Origin of the sequence: Sodalis sp. RH24, from assembly GCF_047324145.1 — a bacterium.
Lineage (GTDB): Bacteria > Pseudomonadota > Gammaproteobacteria > Enterobacterales > Enterobacteriaceae > Acerihabitans.
The window spans coordinates 711,153-729,157 of the sequence record NZ_CP178729.1 but is presented as its reverse complement, the minus strand read 5'-3'; the positions used below and the strand labels follow the sequence as shown (position 1 = coordinate 729,157).

Below are 18,005 nucleotides of genomic sequence, written 5' to 3'. Positions count from 1 at the left end.
CACGCGGCAGCATCGTTCCATTCACATTTATTATACAATTATATCACAGTTAGAACCAGATATCGCCGGCGCTGTCGATCCGACGCAGGCGGGTCAACCCGCGATATTTTTTTACATCATTTCGCGCGCCTCCCGGCATGGCGGGCGGTATGCTAAGGCTCACGTTTTTTTCCGGAATAGTCCTTTATGCCCTCCCCAGCCGTTTCTCCCCCGGTCCTGTCCTCGCCGCAGCTGAACCGGCGGATATTTCCCATTATCTTTTTCACCTTTATCTGCTACCTGACCATCGGCATACCGCTGGCGATCATTCCCGGATTTACCCATAACACCCTGGGCTACAATCAGGTGATCGCGGGTTTTGCCATCAGCATCCAATATGCGGCGACCCTGCTCAGCCGCCCTTACGCCGGGCGTTACGCCGACCTGCTGGGGCCAAAAAAAGGGGTGCTGCTCGGACTGGGATGTTGCAGCCTGAGCGGGGTGTTTTGCCTGCTGGCCAGTGGGTCCGAGAGCCTGCCGTGGGCCAGCCTCGGCCTGCTGTTCGCCGGGCGCCTGATATTGGGCGTGGGCGAAAGTTTCGCCAGTACCGGCGCCATCTTATGGGGTATTGCCAGCGTCGGGCAGCGCCATACCGCCCGGGTGATATCCTGGAACGGCGTCGCCACCTATGGCGCCATCGCCATTGGCGCGCCGCTGGGCGTATGGCTAAACGCCATCGGCGGCCTGGGCGTCATCGGCGCGTTTATTCTGGTCGCCGCCCTGCTCGCCTGGGTGCTGGCGCTGCGTAAAACCCCGGTGGCGATTGTTCCCGGTAAACGCATCGCCTTTGGCATCGTGGTCGGCAAGATCTGGCTTTATGGCGTGGGACTGGGATTGGGTACCCTGGGGTTTGGCGTCATCGTCAGTTTTATCACGCTTTATTACGCCGAATATGCCTGGGACGGCGCCGCCTTTGCGCTGACCCTGATGAGCGGCGCTTTTGTCGGCGTGCGCCTGGTGCTCGGCAACGCCATCTATAAGTACGGCGGGCTGAACGTCGCACTGGCGTCGTTTACCGCCGAGGCGCTGGGACTCTTGTTGATATGGGCGGCCCCCGGCCCGGTGCTGGCGGGTCTGGGCGCCCTGCTGACCGGCGCCGGCTTTTCGCTGGTCTTCCCGGCCCTGGGCGTAGAAGCGGTCAAACAGGTCGCGCCGCAAAACCAGGGCACCGCCCTCGGCACCTTCTCGGCCTTTCTGGACCTTGGGCTCAGCCTGGCCGGACCGGCGGCGGGACTGGTGATGTCGCACCTGGGCATGTCGAGCATTTATCTGTGCGCAGCGGCGATGGCCGCCCTGGCCGCGGTATTGATGCTCAGGCTGAAAGCGCGGGTTAGCCCCGGGCAACCGGGTTAGGCAACTCTTCCCCGGCCCTGAGCACCACCGTGGTCAGGCGGGAAATACAGTTAAGCCTGCCGCGGCCATCGGATATCAGGATCTCCCATACCTGATGCGTTTTCCCCAGATGAATGGCCCGGCACACGGCGCGCACCTGGCCGTCGGTAACCGGGCGCAGGTGGTTGGCGTTGATATCCAGGCCCACCACGATGTCCTCGCCCTGCGTGCACAGATAGCCGGCCACCGATCCCAGGGTTTCGGCTAACGCCACCGAGGCGCCGCCGTGCAGCAGGCCGTACGGCTGGCGGGTGCGCTCGTCCACCGGCATCACCGCCTCCAGTTCATCCGCGCCAATACGGGTGAAGACGATGCCCAGATGCGCGGCCAGGGTGCCCGCGCTTTTCTGGTTAAGCGCGTCCAGGGACGCGGGACGTTTCCAAATCATCAGATAATCTCCAGCAAGGCTTGCAGGGGGTGGCGGATGCCTTCCCCTTCGATACGTTTCACCTGGCTGCGACACGAATAGCCGGTCGCCAGGCAGCGGGCGCGCGGCAAGCGCTGCAAGGCCTGCTGCCAGGACAGGGCGTAGATGCCCAGTGAATTATCCAGGTTGGCGCTTTCATGGCCATAGGTGCCGGCCATGCCGCAGCATCCGACGCCGACGGTTTCAAGACTGGCGCCGTAACGGGCAAAAATAGCGGACCACTGCTGACCGCTGACCGGCAGCTCGGTGGATTCGGTGCAATGGCCGAATAAATACCACCCCTGCGGGGGCTGAGTAACCGGCTGCGCGCCGCCGGCATCAGGTAGGCCAGCGGGTACCGGTAACCCGGCGGTATCTTGTGACGTTGTCACTGATACCGGCGGCGGCAGCGTCATCAGCCATTCATGTACCAGCTGTACCTGGAAGTCTCCGCGCCGGTCGCCGAGGATCTCGCGATACTCATCCCGGTAACACAGCACCAGCGCGGGATCCACGCCCACCATGGGCAGCCCCAGGCGCGCGGTGCGGTTAAGGAAATCGGCGGTTCTGGCGGCGGTTTTGGCGAAGCGCTGTAAAAAACCCTTGATATGCTGGGCCTTGCCGTTGGGTGAGAACGGCAGCAATACCGGAATCCCGCCCAGTTTTTCCACCAGACGGACAAAATCCGCCACCACGGCGGCATCGTAATAGCTGGTAAAGGGATCCTGTACAATCAGGACATGGCCCCGGCGCTGCGCGGCCGTCATCGCCTCCAGCTGTTCCAGGGTGATGCCGGCGGCGCGATGCCCCATAAGACGTGTGCGCAGCGAGGGCGTCGACAGCAGGGGTAAATCCACCATGCCGATGCGCGTCCGGCTCAGTTCGCGCAGCCAGGGCTGCTGCAGGAAAAAGTTAAACAGCCTGGGCGCGCGTGCCATCAGCGGCGCGTAGCTTTCGACGCCGGCCACCAGGTGATCGCGCGCCGGACGGAGATAACGGCTGTGATACAGCTGGAGAAAACGGGAACGGAAACCCGGCACATCGATTTTAATCGGGCATTGCGTCGAGCAGGCTTTGCAGGCCAGGCAACCGGCCATCGCCGCCTTGACCTCATGGGAAAAATCATACTCGCCCTGTTTCGCCCGCCGGCTGTTGCGCACCCTGCCGGCCAAATCGCGCAGCGTGGCGATACCGCTGGGCAGGTTTTTTTCCAGCAGCAGCGGGTCGACCCCCTGCACGGCCAGCAGCCTGAGCCATTCCCTGACCAGCGTGGCGCGGCCTTTTGGCGAGTGGATACGGTCGCCGGTGATTTTCATGGACGGGCACATCGGGCTGCGCGCGTCGAAATTGAAACACAGGCCATTGCCGTTGCATTCCAGCGCGCCGCGAAATGACCCGCGCACCGCCACCGGGATCTGCCGGTCGTAGGTGCCGCGTTTGACGGCGTCGATGTGTTTCATCGGCGCGTCGCTGTCCACCGGCGCGCATATCTTGCCGGGATTGAGGCGGTTGCCGGGGTCGAAAGCCGATTTTATACACCGTAGCTCATGATAGAGCGTCGCGCCGAAAAACGCCGGGCTGTATTCTGCGCGAAACCCCTTGCCATGCTCCCCCCACAGCAGGCCGCCATATTTTGCCGTCAGTTGTACTATGCGATCCGACAACTGTTTCATTAATATTTCCTGGGCGGGATCGCACATATCCAGCGCCGGACGAACGTGCAACACGCCGGCATCCACATGGCCGAACATGCCGTAGCTGAGGTGATGTTCGTCCAGCAGTTGGCGGAACTCGGCGATATAATCGGCCAGATGCTCGGGCGGAACGCAGGTATCCTCGGCGAAAGGTATGGGTTTGGCCGCGCCCTTGCTATTGCCCAGCAGGCCCACCGCCTTTTTGCGCATGGCGTAGATGCGTTCGATGTCGGCCAGCCGATCGCAGATCTGGTAGCCGATGACACCGCCGCCGCCTTCAGCCATCAGCCGATCAAGGCCCTGGCATAACGCCGCCACCCTGGCGGCGACAAGGGACGCGTCGTCTCCGGCGAACTCAACGATATTCAGTCCCAGCATCTCCCGCGCTGGCACATCCCGGATCAGCTCGCGGACTGAATGCCAGACAATATCCTCGCGGGCCAGGTTCAGTACCGTCGAGTCCACCGTTTCCACCGACAACGCATGGGCCTGCAGCATAAACGGCGCGTTGCGCAAGGCGGAGTTGAATGAATCATATTTTACATTCACCAAGCGGCGCACCTTCGGCAAAGGCGTAATATCCAGCCGCGCTTCGGTGATGAAGGCGAGCGTTCCCTCCGAACCGGTCAGGATGCGCGTCAGGTCAAACGTTTGCAGGTCGTCGCTGTAGACATGGCGCAAATCGTAACCCGTCAGGAAGCGATTTAACTTGGGAAATGAGTCCAGGATCAGCTGGCGCCGCTCGCGGCAGCGATCCAGCACCGTGCGGTAAATCCGCCCTGCCGCGCCCGCTTCCCCGGCTATCTTTTCCGCCTGCGCGGTAGGCATGGCGCAGGTATCCAGCACTTCGCCCGCCATCAGCACCGCGCGCAGGCCCAGGACATGATCGGACGTTTTGCCGTACACCAGCGACCCCTGGCCCGACGCGTCGGTATTGATCATGCCGCCAAGCGTGGCGCGATTACTGGTGGACAGCTCGGGGGCAAAAAAATAGCCCAGCGGGCGCAGATATTCATTGAGCTGATCCTTGATGACGCCCGCCTCGACCCTGACCCATCCCTGTTCGGGATTAACTTCGAGGATATGGTTCATATGTCGCGACATATCCACCACTACGCCGCTATTAAGCGCCTGGCCATTGGTGCCGGTGCCGCCGCCGCGCGGGGTAAAGGCCAACGAGGCAAAACGCGGCTCCCGCGCCAGCCGGCTGATTAACAGCACATCATCGGTTGAACGCGGAAACAGCACGGCGTCGGGCAACAACTGGTAAATACTGTTATCGGTCGCCATGGTCAGGCGATCGGCGTAGGACGTGGCGCTGTCGCCGGTAAAGCCGCTGCGTTGCAATTGGGCAATAAACTCGAGAACCGGTTGGGCAATTCCCGGCGCCTGGGAGATCTGTGGGATCATTAACTCTGAGCCTGCTTTTCAAGTGTAAAGGGGGCCGGCATAAGGATTTTTATGAAGGTCCGACCCGATTGTTTTATCATATTTTTTTTGGACGCGCGCGTGGACGGAGAAATTTTTTGCCCCAGGCGATGATACCCCGGCGCTGCCGGCAACGCCGGTTGGCCCTGGCGGGCGTTAAAATTGTTGTTATGGCCTGTTAAAAAACGGGGAAATAACGCATCATTAAGACTATTGCTGAACAACGGATCCCCTTTCTCCGATCGTTGCCTTACCCTATTTACCCGCTGTTTATTGAGGTGAAAACTTTTTCATGGATTACCCGCGTCAACTGCTTGATCTGCCAAGGATGCTCTTTAGCGTAACTTTTATCGCGCTGATGACATTAGCCTGTTTCTGGGTGGTGCAGCCTTTTATCCTGGGTTTTGCCTGGGCCAGCATGGTGGTCATCGCCACCTGGCCGCTACTGATCAAAATCCAGGCGTTATTATGGGGACGCCGTTCGCTGGCGGTGCTCGTCATGACCCTGTTGCTGGTATTGTTGTTCGTCCTGCCGCTGTCCGTGCTTATCAGCAGCGTCATTGACAACAGCGCGCCGCTGGTGGCGTGGGCGACCGAGCCAAACCGGCTCACCCTGCCGGCGCTGCACTGGCTGCGCGATGTGCCGCTGGTCGGCCATAAGCTTTATTCCGGCTGGCAGGCGACGATTTCCGGTGGCGGCGGCCCGCTGGTGGCCAAGATACAGCCTTACATCGGCCAGTCGGCGACCTGGCTGTTGTCGCAGGTGGCGCAGGTGGGCAGTTTTCTTATCCATTGCGCCCTGATGCTGCTGTTCAGCGTACTGCTGTATATCCGTGGTGAACGGGTGGCTCTGGCGGTGCGCCATTTTGCCATCCGCCTGGGCGCCGAACGCGGCGACGCCTCGGTCCTGCTGGCTGCGCAAGCCATCCGGGCGGTGGCGCTGGGCGTGGTATTGACCGCCATCGTGCAAGCGGTATTGGGCGGCATCGGGCTGGCGGTATCCGGCATCCCCTTCGCCACCATTCTGACCATCATCATGTTTATCACCTGCATAGCCCAGTTGGGTCCGCTGCCCATCCTAATCCCAGCCATGATCTGGCTGTACTGGAGCGGCGATACCACCTGGGGCACGGTGCTGCTGGTATGGAGCTGCGTGGTCGCCACGCTCGACAATATTCTCCGGCCGATCTTTATCCGCATGGGCGCGGATTTACCGATCCTGCTGGTGCTGTGCGGCGTTATCGGCGGCCTGCTGGCGTTCGGGATGATTGGCCTATTTATCGGGCCGGTGGTGCTGGCGGTATCTTACCGGCTGATCTTTGCCTGGGTGCACGAGGCGCCTTCGCCGAGTGAAATGCACGACCCCGAGAAACACCTCAGTGATTTGTCGGAATTCTAAGCTTAAATTTAATTCGCCAATATAATTTTTCCAGATGAGATAAAACTCATCTGGAAATTAATATACCAACATCATTAATTGTTAGCTTCTTTAACTTTTAATTTACTTATTCGGAGAATTCTTAATGACTCCGCCTCATGTAATTAATATTATTAGCACATCAATTAACTCAACTCACTGATTTTACATCAAGGTTTCCCCTGAGTTAAACGAATTGCTGTGTGTAGTCTTTGCCCGTCTCATAGGATGGGCTTTTTTTTCGCCTTTTTCCCGCGCAGATAAATCATTGCCTTGGATATTGTTGCCATAAAAGGTGAGCTATAAATCTTTGGCTAAAACAAAAAAGCCGGGGGCGTCCCCGGCTTTTTTTTTCGGTGTTTTTCAGCAAACGGAATATCAGAGTTCGGCCAGGCTTAGCCAGGTCTTTACCACGGTATCCGGATTCAGGGACAAGCTGTCGATACCCTGCTCCATCAGCCAGGCGGCGAAATCTTCATGATCCGAGGGACCCTGCCCGCAGATACCGACGTATTTACCTTGCCCCTTGGCCGCTTTGATAGCCATCGACAGCAGGGCTTTTACCGCCTCGTCCCGCTCGTCGAACAATTCGGAGACTAATCCTGAGTCGCGGTCCAGGCCCAGCGCCAACTGCGTCATATCATTCGACCCGATGGAAAATCCGTCAAAGTGTTGCAGGAACTGATCCGCCAGCAGGGCGTTGGAGGGAATTTCGCACATCATGATGATTTTCAGCCCCTGCTCGCCGCGTTTCAATCCCTGGCGCGCCAGCTCATCCACCACCGCCTTGCCCTGGGCGACGGTACGCACGAACGGCACCATGATTTCCACGTTGGTCAGTCCCATGTCGTTGCGCACGCGTTTAATGGCGTCGCACTCCAGCGCAAAACAGGCTTTGAAATTCTCGGAAACGTAACGGCCCGCGCCGCGAAAGCCCAACATCGGGTTTTCCTCGTCGGGTTCGTAGCGCTCGCCCCCCACCAGGTTGGCGTATTCATTGGATTTGAAGTCGGACAGGCGCACGATCACCCGTTTCGGCCAGAATGCCGCGGCAAGCGTGGAAACGCCTTCGGTAAGGCGGGCAATGTAGTATTCCTTCGGGCTGTCATAGCCCTGGATCAAATCGTTGATTTCCTGTTTCAGCTTCGGCGTCTGATCATCGAACTCCAGCAGCGCGCGGGGATGGACCCCAATCATACGATTGATGATAAACTCCAGTCGCGCAAGGCCCACACCGTCGTTGGGCAGCCCGGCAAAATCAAATGCCCGGTCGGGATTGCCGACGTTCATCATGATCTTCAGCGGCAGCGCCGGCATCTTATCGATGGCGGAACTGTTAACGGCGAAATCCAGCCGTTCCTGGTAGACGTAACCGGTATCGCCCTCGGCGCAGGAGACGGTAACCTCCAGGCCCTCGGCAAGGCGCTCGGTGGCGTCGCCGCAGCCCACCACCGCCGGGATGCCCAGTTCACGGGCGATGATCGCCGCATGGCACGTGCGCCCGCCGCGATTGGTCACGATGGCGGAGGCTTTTTTCATGATCGGTTCCCAATCCGGGTCGGTCATGTCGGTGACCAGCACATCCCCGGCCGCGACCCGATCCATTTCGCTGATATCATGAATCACCTTAACCGGACCGGCGCCGATGCGATGACCGATGGCCCGCCCTTCAATCAGCACCTCGCCGCGGGATTTAAGCTGGTAGCGCTCCATCACCTGGCCGCGCGAGCGTACGGTTTCAGGCCGCGCCTGGACAATAAACAACTGGCCGGTATGGCCGTCCTTGGCCCATTCGATATCCATCGGCCGCTGGTAATGCTGTTCGATTTGCAGCGCCTGACGCGCCAGATCCTGCACTTCCTCATCGGTAAGGGCGAAACGGCGACGCTCGCGTTCGGGAACATCCTCGATGCGCACCTGTTTACTGTGTTCCTGGCTATCGGCATACACCATGCGGATTTTTTTCGAGCCGATATTGCGCCGGACAATCGCCGGTTTGCCCGCCGCCAGCGTGGGTTTATGCACATAGAATTCATCGGGATTGACCGCGCCCTGCACCACCATTTCACCCAGGCCGTAGGCGGCGGTAATAAACACCACCTGGTCAAAACCGGATTCGGTATCGATGGTAAACATCACGCCGGCCGCCGCCAGATCGGAGCGGACCATGCGCTGTACCCCGGCAGAAAGCGCCACGCCGCGGTGGTCGTAGCCCTGGTGTACCCGGTAGGAAATGGCGCGATCGTTGAACAGCGAGGCGTAGACGTGCTTGATGGCCGTCATGACGGCATCAATGCCCTGGACATTGAGAAAGGTTTCCTGCTGGCCGGCGAACGAGGCGTCGGGCATATCCTCGGCGGTGGCGGAGGAACGCACCGCAAACGACGCCTCGTCGTCATCCGCCGACAGCTGCCCGTACGCGGCGCTGATGGCGTTTGCGAGTTCCGGCTGGAAAGGGGTATCGATAATCCATTGCCGAATCTGCTTCCCGGCCTGGGACAATGCGCCGATATCGTCGATATCAGTATGATCCAACAGATCATAGATACGCTGGTTGATGCCGCTCTGATTGAGAAAATCATTAAACGCTTTGGCCGTGGTGGCGAAACCGTTCGGCACGGAAACCCCCAGGGCGGATAAATGGGTAATCATTTCCCCCAGAGAAGCATTCTTACCACCAACGCGGTCTACGTCATGCATTCCGAGCTGGTTGTACCATAATACGCTATCTGAATCATTGTCAGTCTGAGACATCTGATCATCCTTTTATAACTTATAATGAAATAGGGTATTGCTAGTGATAATGCCGGGTGTTAACGATTATTTGACAGAGCGTAGCATAAACTTTATTGCATCTGCCTAGGATGAATCGTGCCAGCGCCAAAAATCAGAGTTTGCCGCAATGGATTTATCGATAAAAACACCCTTAAAGCAACATGCGTACAACATCAGGAGAACATCATGGAACGCAGCGTATTCTTTATTTCCGACGGCACGGCCATTACCGCTGAAGTGGTCGGCCACGCGGTGCTGTCCCAATTTCCCGTCTCCACCACCAGCTATACCCTGCCGTTTGTGGAAACCGAGACCCGGGCCATGGCGGTGAGCGAGCAGATCAATGCGCTCTATAAACAGAGCGGCGTGCGTCCCCTGGTGTTTTATTCCATCGTATCGCCGGTTATCCGCACCATTGTGGAAAACAGCGCCGGATTTTGCCAGGACGTGGTCCAGGCGCTGGTGGCGCCGCTACAGCAGGAACTGGGATTGGCACCGGATCCGGTGGCGCATCGCACCCATGGGCTGACCGCCACCAACCTGACCAAATACGATGCCCGCATCGCCGCCATCGATTACACCTTGGCCCATGATGACGGCATCTCGCTGCGCAACCTGGATCAGGCGCAGATTATCCTGCTGGGCGTGTCGCGCTGCGGCAAAACCCCCACCAGCATTTACCTCGCCATGCAGTACGGTATCCGCGCCGCCAATTATCCCTTTATCGCCGACGACATGGATAACCTGCGCCTGCCGGCGGCGCTGAAACCCTACCATGATAAACTGTTCGGCCTGACCATCGATCCGGAGCGTCTGGCGGCCATTCGCGATGAACGCATGAACAACAGCCAGTACGCCTCGCTGCGCCAGTGCCGGCTGGAAGTTAACGAAGTCCAGTCGCTGTTTCGCAACCATCAGATCCCTTTTCTCAACTCCACCAATCATTCAGTAGAGGAAATGGCGACCAAAATAATGGATTTACTGGGCTTGAACCGGCGCATGTACTAATGCAAATTGCATTATTTTTTTTGAATTCATCTGCTTTTGGTTTATTGTGATCGGCATCACTTCCCGGTATTTCCACCGTTGCGAAGAAGCCATTTTAGAGATTGTCCATGTTTAACACAGATGAATTGCGCACCAGGCGCATTGGTCGTCTTATTGAGCCGGCGAAGCTTGCCGAACTTTTGCCTCTCACCCCGCAGATAACGGATCATGTCAACGGCGCACGCCGGCGCATTGAAAATATCCTTCACGGCAACGATCCGCGCCTGCTGGTGGTGGTGGGCCCCTGCTCCATCCATGATACCGACGCCGCCATCGATTATGCGCGCCAGTTGAATACCCTGCGCGTTCGCTACCAGGATCGCCTGGAGATCGTTATGCGCGCCTATTTTGAAAAACCGCGCACAGTGGTCGGATGGAAAGGCATGATTTCCGATCCTGGCCTGGACGGCAGCTATCGTGTCAATGACGGGCTGGCAGCCGCGCGCCGCCTGCTGCTGGCGCTGAATGAAATGGGGATGCCCACCGCCACGGAATTTCTTGATATGGTGATCGGCCAGTATATTGCCGATTTAATCAGCTGGGGCGCCATCGGCGCCCGCACCACTGAAAGCCAGATCCACCGGGAAATGGCGTCGGCGCTGTCATGCCCGGTCGGGTTTAAAAACGGTACCGACGGCAACACACAAATCGCCGTTGACGCCATTCGCGCCGCCCGCGCTTCCCATATGTTCCTGTCGCCGGATAAGCAGGGCCAAATGACCATTTACCAAACGTCCGGCAATCCCTACGGCCATATCATCATGCGCGGCGGGCGCACGCCTAATTACCACGCCGCGGATGTGCAGCAGGCCTGCGCCCATTTGCAGGAGTTCGGGCTACCGCCGCATTTGCTGGTGGATTTCAGCCATGGCAACAGCCAGAAGCAGTATCGCCGCCAGCTGGACGTGGCCGAATCGGTATGCGCGCAGATACGCGGCGGCTCACGGCGGGTGGCGGGCGTGATGGCCGAAAGTTTCCTGGTGGAAGGCAGCCAGGCCCTGCTACCCGGCCAGGCGTTGACCTATGGCCAATCCATTACCGACGGCTGCCTGGGCTGGGAAGATACCGAAAGACTGCTGGCCATGCTGGCCAACGCGGTGGATACCCGCTTTTGAGCGCATGGACCCCGTCAAAATAGCGCCGAGCTTAGTTAACGCGCCAAGGCCGCCTGAAGGCGGCTTTTTAGATAATAATCCCCACAAAAAACGACGGCAATAAAATCTCATTTTTTGTTAAACCGCCACAAAGTATTAAGTTTTGATTCACCCGCGCAGTGATATGATAAACCCATGCTGGCAAATATTAACATCATTGCACCCGCACGATATATCATTCACCGATCACGACCATAATCTTGCCCGCATAATAACCCCATTAATCATTGTCAATCATAATGAATAAGGAAGAATTCATGCCTAACATGACAAATGCAATAGATATTAACTCTCATGGCAATATGCGGTGCATCGATCAAAAATTGATGACACATAGTTCAAGACATCCTTATACCGAAGCGGTTATGAATGTCAAAAATATTTACTTAGAAGATAAAATCAATAAAACTGAAATAAATGGACACAGCACTGCCCGATATGGTGATGCACAAGTAGAAAAGAACCATGAGAAAAATATCGACTATTTATTTTGTTGTGTCAATGAACTCCGAAATAACCTGGATTGTTTATTGCGCCCCGGCAATACAAAATATATCGCAATTGAATTAATGGGGAACAAAAAATCCATACCCGCAAAAAACATCTCATTGCCCAGCGGCAGGTCAATTTATGCTGGGTATGTTGAGGAAAGATTAATTGTTTCGGACGGCCGCAATTATCATATCGAACACTCCTGGCACACACCATTAACCTGGAAAGCAACTTTTGCCAATTTGCTTGCTCACCTTACCTACGCAAGCGGTTGGTCGAACGCAAAGGACCGGCCCGGCTGGATGCATAAAGCGTTTAACTGGCTTGGCAGCATGGGCGACCCGTTAATTTTCCCACAGGCCGACGGCAAGCCGTTAGTCCCTACCAATTTCACTTCCGGTAATGTTATTTACGCCGCTCAGGCTGATTTTTCGGCGCAGTTAGGCCCGGCAGACACGATTTCACGCGAGGAAAAAGACATTGAGACCACCACCTTATCACCGCCGGTCAAGCAGGCCTTGTCTTCTTCATCTGGGACCGATAAGGCAGTGAAGACCGCCGTTATTCCCAGTCAGTTAATATTTATTATCGATAGCCATGAGTTCAAAATTGCACCCGCGAATCTGGAAGCCGAGGCTCAGCTGCAAAGCCTTATACATTATTTTTTTCAGCAAAACGCAGCGCAGGTGGCCAATCCCCTGACCATGCTACTTGAATTTGACGCGTATATCGGCCGCGAAATGGCGATTATGTTTCATCAGGGTTTATATCTTAAAGAAAAAAACAACTCGCTTAATATTATTATTTTCAAGATGATTTCCGAAAACATTATTTCCACCATGAACATATTGGCGTTAAAAGGCTCATCCACTGCCGATGACATCGCCAAATATTCTGAAGATCAAATAAGAATTGGCGATTACATTACTGATTTAGAACAAAGAGTGCTGGATGCCACTCGGCGTGTTGATACTAAAATCATCAAAGAGTTGGTGTCGCACATAAGAAATAAAGACTTCCCCACAGCCAAAAAGGAAATAATCGATAATATTAAGCAATCTACATTTGAGATGCGTGTTTATTACAAAAGATTGCTGCATTATTTCATATTATTCACTCAGGCCCTTGATGAATACCGACACCAAATGACCCTGGACGATTTCCCTTCATTGGAAAAAGCTTTGTACATTAATTCCCAAGATATTTACAGTGCGTTGATTAGCGGCAACTCTGAACATTTGACAAACAGTTTAATAAAGCTAAAATTCCTTTATATCTTCGAATATACACGTTCCAATGGCATCAGTATATTTACATCAAATTTTATCGTACCGGGAGAAATATCAAACCTGTGGCATATTTTTGTTGAAGATGAAATTGAATTCGACAAAGAGGGGATGAATAAATTATTTGCCGAGGAACTAATAAGTTTCATTTATCAACACAAAACGTCGCACCTGCATTTCGATCAAGCTTTGGATTTAATCGAAATTTCCCGCCTAGATGAAATAAACACAAACGATAAAGGCAATTGGATGGAAAATAACATAAGCTATTTTTATCGTGCACAGGAAATATTATCAAATATTATCGAAGCTAACCAATTTGAAAAAGAAAAATTCCTTGAGAATATTTTTTGGTATAATGACTTCGTCAGCAGGCTTCACAATGACAAAACGCTATTCATTATGATGACATATTTAATTAATTTGCAAAAGTTATTTATTAATGAAGTGGTTAATTTTCGAAGCAATAAAAGACATATAGTTGCAACAACTCAGGAACAACGTATCGCAGCTGCAAAAATTGAAGCGGCACGAAATATATCCCTAAAGGAAACGCAAGAAAAAGATGATTATAGCTTAATACTGGAATATAATAATCTCGAATCAAACGGTCACTTAGAAGTTCTAACCAAGGCCGCGGTTGCCTGGTATATGTCACAACAAAATAATATCGATGATGGTTTTTTAAGCGCTATCAATGTACTCTATATACTCAAACACTTTATCTCGGCTCAACAGAAAATCTCACATGAGCATCACATTCGGCAGCAACAACCTTTCACCAGTGTTTTCCAGCTCAAACCTTCATCACAGATAGATTCGGCTGATGGATATTATAATCAATTCAGATACTACAAAATTCATGATTCTTTTTCTGAAGCACAAAAACTCACCATGATTGCCTTAAATAACTCAACTTTGAATTATTTAGATGTTATTTATCCACCAAAAGACATTATCTGCTTCAAGATATTTTCCCGCAATTACGTTACTAACCATTTATCCCCCTTTACAACGGTATATCTCCCTGCGGAAAATCTTGGCTATCTATCCATTGCAACATTACATAGCAACCGGCAGGTATTATTATCCACATTGAATGGTTTCCCATTCATCGCCGATATCGACACACCGGAAAAAACCGACATTATCCTTCAAATGAAATCATATTGGGCTAATTGCGATAGTATTTTTTCGTTACGCAATCGGCCTCAGTTTCCTATTAATGAAACGACACTTGCGTCGCTATTCCCCAAAATCGACGCCAATAGTAATAGACTAACGTCCATGGTTGAAATACTGCTGCGTCCTCCCGAGGAGGAATCAATCGACATCGCCGCGCCGGCATATGGGTTGGTTGCCGTAAAAGATAATGATATAAATTTAATCATCACACCTTATACACCTCAGCAACAGAATACATTCCAACCCTTAAGCATCAACCACTCTTTACTAACAAATTTTGACTATATGAATCAGGCAACATTGATATCCATTGCTGATGAGTTGAAAGAAAAGTTATATGAAGCCACTTGGTTGGAATACATTGCCGCTTTTATCCCATTTTTCACCACGCTTTGCCGTCACTGGCATGATGAAGAGCATGAAATAAAATTTGAAGACGTTATTTTTGATATTTATGATCTAATGTTGACATTAGCTTCTTTTACCGGGCAGTTTAAAAAAATATCTGAAAACACATTAAAACATGCCTTACATAAGGCCATCGAGCAGAAAATACGGCATGATCTTTTTAAAAAATTTGTCATCAACGAGTTAATCAACGCATCCCCGGAAATAGGGATAAAGTTTACCAAAACCGCTCTAAATGAATTTTTTTCTTACTTTAACGTTATCCATCCTTCAGGTAAGGCTTTATCGGTCTTTGTAGATAATATACAAGTTAACATTCTAGATTCAATAGCGATCGCTAATCGCGCCTTAAAATCCGATAGTGCGTTTAAAAAAAAACTCCGCCAACCTTGGAGAGCAAATGTAAGTGATAAGATATTAGAAACATTAAACACAGGAGTTGCCACAACAAATTCAACATCGGCTGAATTATTTTACGTCATCAATAATAATGACTACTTCCCGGTATTTTGGGATAAATATAACGGTGAATGGAGAATCATCAATTCACATGGCCCCAATTATAAAAACTTTGCTATTCCCGTTGCCCGCACCCATTCTGGCAACTGGGTTGCGAGCGCGGGGCAATTAGTGGACTTGAAATTTTCATCCTTCAGCATAAGTCCAATGAATCACAAGAAATTTGATAATAAAATAATCTTCATGGAGCCTATAAAAACAAGTAGTTATCAAAACATTTCAGATAATTATCTAATTGATTTCCATAAAAAAATATTACATTTTTATCTACAAAGGCATTATTACTCACAAAGGATAATTGGCGCCGAGATAGACATTAATGTTTTTCTGGATCACTCTTTTCATTTTTTTTCCATCAAGCAAGAAATACTGGCTTTACAAGAATTCAATGGATTTACTTATGATATAAAATCAAGCGAACTTGTGATAAAAACGTTAAGTGGCATTGATGATAGCAAAGTGCAATTCCGAGCAGTATGCGGCTGGCGCAGCAAGAACGACATGATGGCAGAAACATATTTCGCCTTGGCCATTAAGATAGGAGAGATGAAATACATCCTTGATTTAAATGAAATCCGTTCTATTTTTGGCTTCAATGACACAAGAGATGTTTTCACAGAAAACGAATGGGTCATGATGATGAATAACTCACCGTCTCCCTTTGAACTGATAAAATTTAAAGATTTTGAATTTATTGGTGATGCCAAATATTTTAATTATCGTGAGGCGACAGCACCGCACACTTATATAAAAAATGGGTTTTTACTAAAAGAGCCCTCTTGGTATAGATCATTAACTATAAAAACAAATACCAGTTTAAAGAACCTCAATGTTTTTCAAGAAACCATTGTTAATCCTGAAATTCATTTAGTAGCAAGAGTATTGCGAAATCATTTCGAAAGTTATAATTTTAATGAAGAATTTATTTTATATGTGTTACTAAAATCTGCAATAATTGATAATGCGGGCGCCGCCAAGATTATTAAATTTAATCACCCAGGCCAAATCCAACAGGGTGATGAGTCTAGCCATTTTAAGTAATCAGCAAATAATACCCTCTACCTCCGCCTTATTAAAAATCAATAAAGGTAAACTGATTGCTGTTTTTAATTATCTCGATCAGCTTGAGCATTTATTGCTATGTTTGGGTAATGGACGTTTCATAGGTTTGGGCAATGATTTTTTTGGTTTTGCACCCCAGGCAAGAGCCACGTTAATTATCGCCGAGCAGATGGGTACCTTCATCCATGGTCTGTTAAAACCTCATCATGTGGAACAAACTTTTACAGTATTCGCCGGTGATGCGTTCGGCGCGAAAGACGATGCCCCGTTAATGCTGGACGATGTTCCCAGAGAGAAAATCCCTGAATATTTTATCGATGGTCGCATAAAAAAATATCGGGAACAACATATTCCCCGGGAACAGGTACTGTTGGGTAAAGATTGCCATATATCCCGCATTAACGGAGCCACGCCGCGTTTATCTATAAAATTGCGTGGCACACCTTTTATGGTTAATCATATGGACGTTGTCGAGTTTTCCGACATCCTTAAAGGACTGAAATATTTAGATGGTGAGAAATTTGATTTGCGTAGTATTAACAGCATCGAGTTGACATCCTGCTTCAGTGGCTATGGAAGCCGCTATTCTACCGCGCAGGCCCTGGCTAATGAACTGGGGATTAGGGTTTATACTGTACCACCTTATATCAGTGATACTGTAAGGTTAAGAAGGCCTGAATGGTTTCATGACTATTATCCCGAAGAAGTTAGTATGAGCACGAAGGGCACTCCCAGCGAACTGCCGCATTGGACTCACCACCAGGAATATATCAAAGTGCAAAATATGCAGCGCGCAATGCACGAAATTTTGTATGCCATGCGCGACGTTATTCGCCGATTGGAATTCATACAACGCGGGCAAAACATTACAGACAGTCCCTTTCATGGTGTGTCCCAACACGTTCCTTTTATTTACATCGACATATTGCGGTTATTCTACCCACCTAACCCTCACCACCCTCTTATTGTAGGGGATATAATATTGCGTCCCGATTCTCTTAAATTGCTTAAAGAAATTATCGCGGATTATACTATTGTCGCCGGCAACGAGGTTTTCATTATCGAACAAGCCTTTATGGATATTATCCTATCAATTGATGAGTATAAATATTTATCCAATCAATTTAATACTACCTCTCTTCAAGACTAAGCGCACGAGCACACTGTCTTAGCTCAAGCACAGAATCACTCAATGCCGGTCTCAGTCAGGCGGCGGCGCGGGAAAGTCGTTAAACGCCGGTCCGTCGTCAAACGGACGGCGCGGAGTCTGGTGTGGCCCGGCCAAATGTGGCGTTGTTTTGTTCGGCCCAGCTGATTATTTGCTGGGCCAGAGAGTGGCGCAGGATAAGGTGGCGATTTTAAGAGGTCACGCCCATGTCGTGCCGCTACCCAATAAATGCAGCGTCTCAAACGCCTGAAACCCGCGCCCTACGCAGCGGGGGGCTGCCATGGAGAAAGGAGAACCCTGTAATACCGGTGTCTGTGCCACGGCGCTAAGACGTTCAAGTGTCGAAAGACTGGCGGCATTTTTTTTCTGGCGACGACGTCAAATCAACAGGCTAAATACGCCGCGCCCGCCTATCGGCTTTATGCCAGTTGACATTGCATATGTCGTCATAGCTGTCCGATGCATGGATAAGCATAGGCGAAAGACTATTTACCAAACGACGGGTAACCGTAGCGGCCATATCATTATACGCG

At 51.7% G+C, this 18,005-nt stretch carries 9 protein-coding genes and 1 other RNA gene; 7 read left to right on the top strand and 3 right to left on the bottom strand.

The genetic code is table 11. The annotated features are described in order from the left end of the window. Positions 1-186: 186 nt before the first annotated feature. On the top strand, positions 187-1,392 hold the full coding sequence (locus tag ACL2XG_RS03260) for an MFS transporter (RefSeq protein WP_413722900.1): 1,206 nt from the start codon (positions 187-189) through the stop codon (positions 1,390-1,392). Here ACL2XG_RS03260 and ACL2XG_RS03255 read toward each other — a convergent pair. Continuing rightward, on the bottom strand, positions 1,370-1,819 hold the full coding sequence (locus ACL2XG_RS03255) for a hotdog fold thioesterase (RefSeq protein WP_413722901.1): 450 nt from the start codon (positions 1,817-1,819) through the stop codon (positions 1,370-1,372). The two genes, ACL2XG_RS03260 and ACL2XG_RS03255, sit on opposite strands and share 23 nt — an antisense overlap. Then, the gene (locus tag ACL2XG_RS03250) at positions 1,819-4,941 is read right to left on the bottom strand and encodes an FAD-binding and (Fe-S)-binding domain-containing protein (protein ID WP_413722902.1); all 3,123 of its coding nucleotides are present in this window, start codon (positions 4,939-4,941) and stop codon (positions 1,819-1,821) included. The genes ACL2XG_RS03255 and ACL2XG_RS03250 overlap by 1 nt, the downstream gene beginning before the upstream one ends. 310 nt (positions 4,942-5,251) lie before the next feature. Here ACL2XG_RS03250 and ydiK point away from each other — a divergent pair, with 310 nt between their 5' ends. After that, positions 5,252-6,358: an AI-2E family transporter YdiK gene (ydiK, locus tag ACL2XG_RS03245; RefSeq protein WP_410015007.1), complete on the top strand. Its 1,107-nt coding sequence runs from the start codon at positions 5,252-5,254 to the stop codon at positions 6,356-6,358. Positions 6,359-6,515: 157 nt separating this feature from the next. After that, positions 6,516-6,620: antisense sRNA RprA (rprA, locus tag ACL2XG_RS03240), an RNA gene on the top strand. Positions 6,621-6,754: 134 nt separating this feature from the next. On the opposite strand, the gene ppsA is transcribed toward rprA, so the two are convergent. Next, positions 6,755-9,130 (bottom strand): phosphoenolpyruvate synthase, encoded by a 2,376-nt coding sequence (ppsA, locus tag ACL2XG_RS03235; RefSeq protein ID WP_410015006.1) that lies wholly within the window; start codon positions 9,128-9,130, stop codon positions 6,755-6,757. Positions 9,131-9,337: 207 nt separating this feature from the next. Between ppsA and ACL2XG_RS03230 the strand changes: the two genes are divergently transcribed. From ACL2XG_RS03230 to ACL2XG_RS03215, 4 genes are all read left to right on the top strand, one after another. After that, positions 9,338-10,159, top strand: coding sequence for a pyruvate, water dikinase regulatory protein (locus ACL2XG_RS03230; RefSeq protein ID WP_410015005.1), 822 nt, complete (start codon positions 9,338-9,340; stop codon positions 10,157-10,159). A gap of 107 nt (positions 10,160-10,266) precedes the next feature. Further along, positions 10,267-11,313: a 3-deoxy-7-phosphoheptulonate synthase gene (locus tag ACL2XG_RS03225; RefSeq protein ID WP_410015004.1), complete on the top strand. Its 1,047-nt coding sequence runs from the start codon at positions 10,267-10,269 to the stop codon at positions 11,311-11,313. Between the two features lie 296 nt (positions 11,314-11,609). Next, positions 11,610-16,283: a hypothetical protein gene (locus ACL2XG_RS03220; protein ID WP_413723583.1), complete on the top strand. Its 4,674-nt coding sequence runs from the start codon at positions 11,610-11,612 to the stop codon at positions 16,281-16,283. After that, positions 16,261-17,454 carry a hypothetical protein gene (locus ACL2XG_RS03215; RefSeq protein ID WP_413723582.1) on the top strand — a complete coding sequence of 398 codons (1,194 nt, stop codon included), beginning with the start codon at positions 16,261-16,263 and terminating at the stop codon, positions 17,452-17,454. The genes ACL2XG_RS03220 and ACL2XG_RS03215 overlap by 23 nt, the downstream gene beginning before the upstream one ends. Positions 17,455-18,005: the final 551 nt, after the last annotated feature.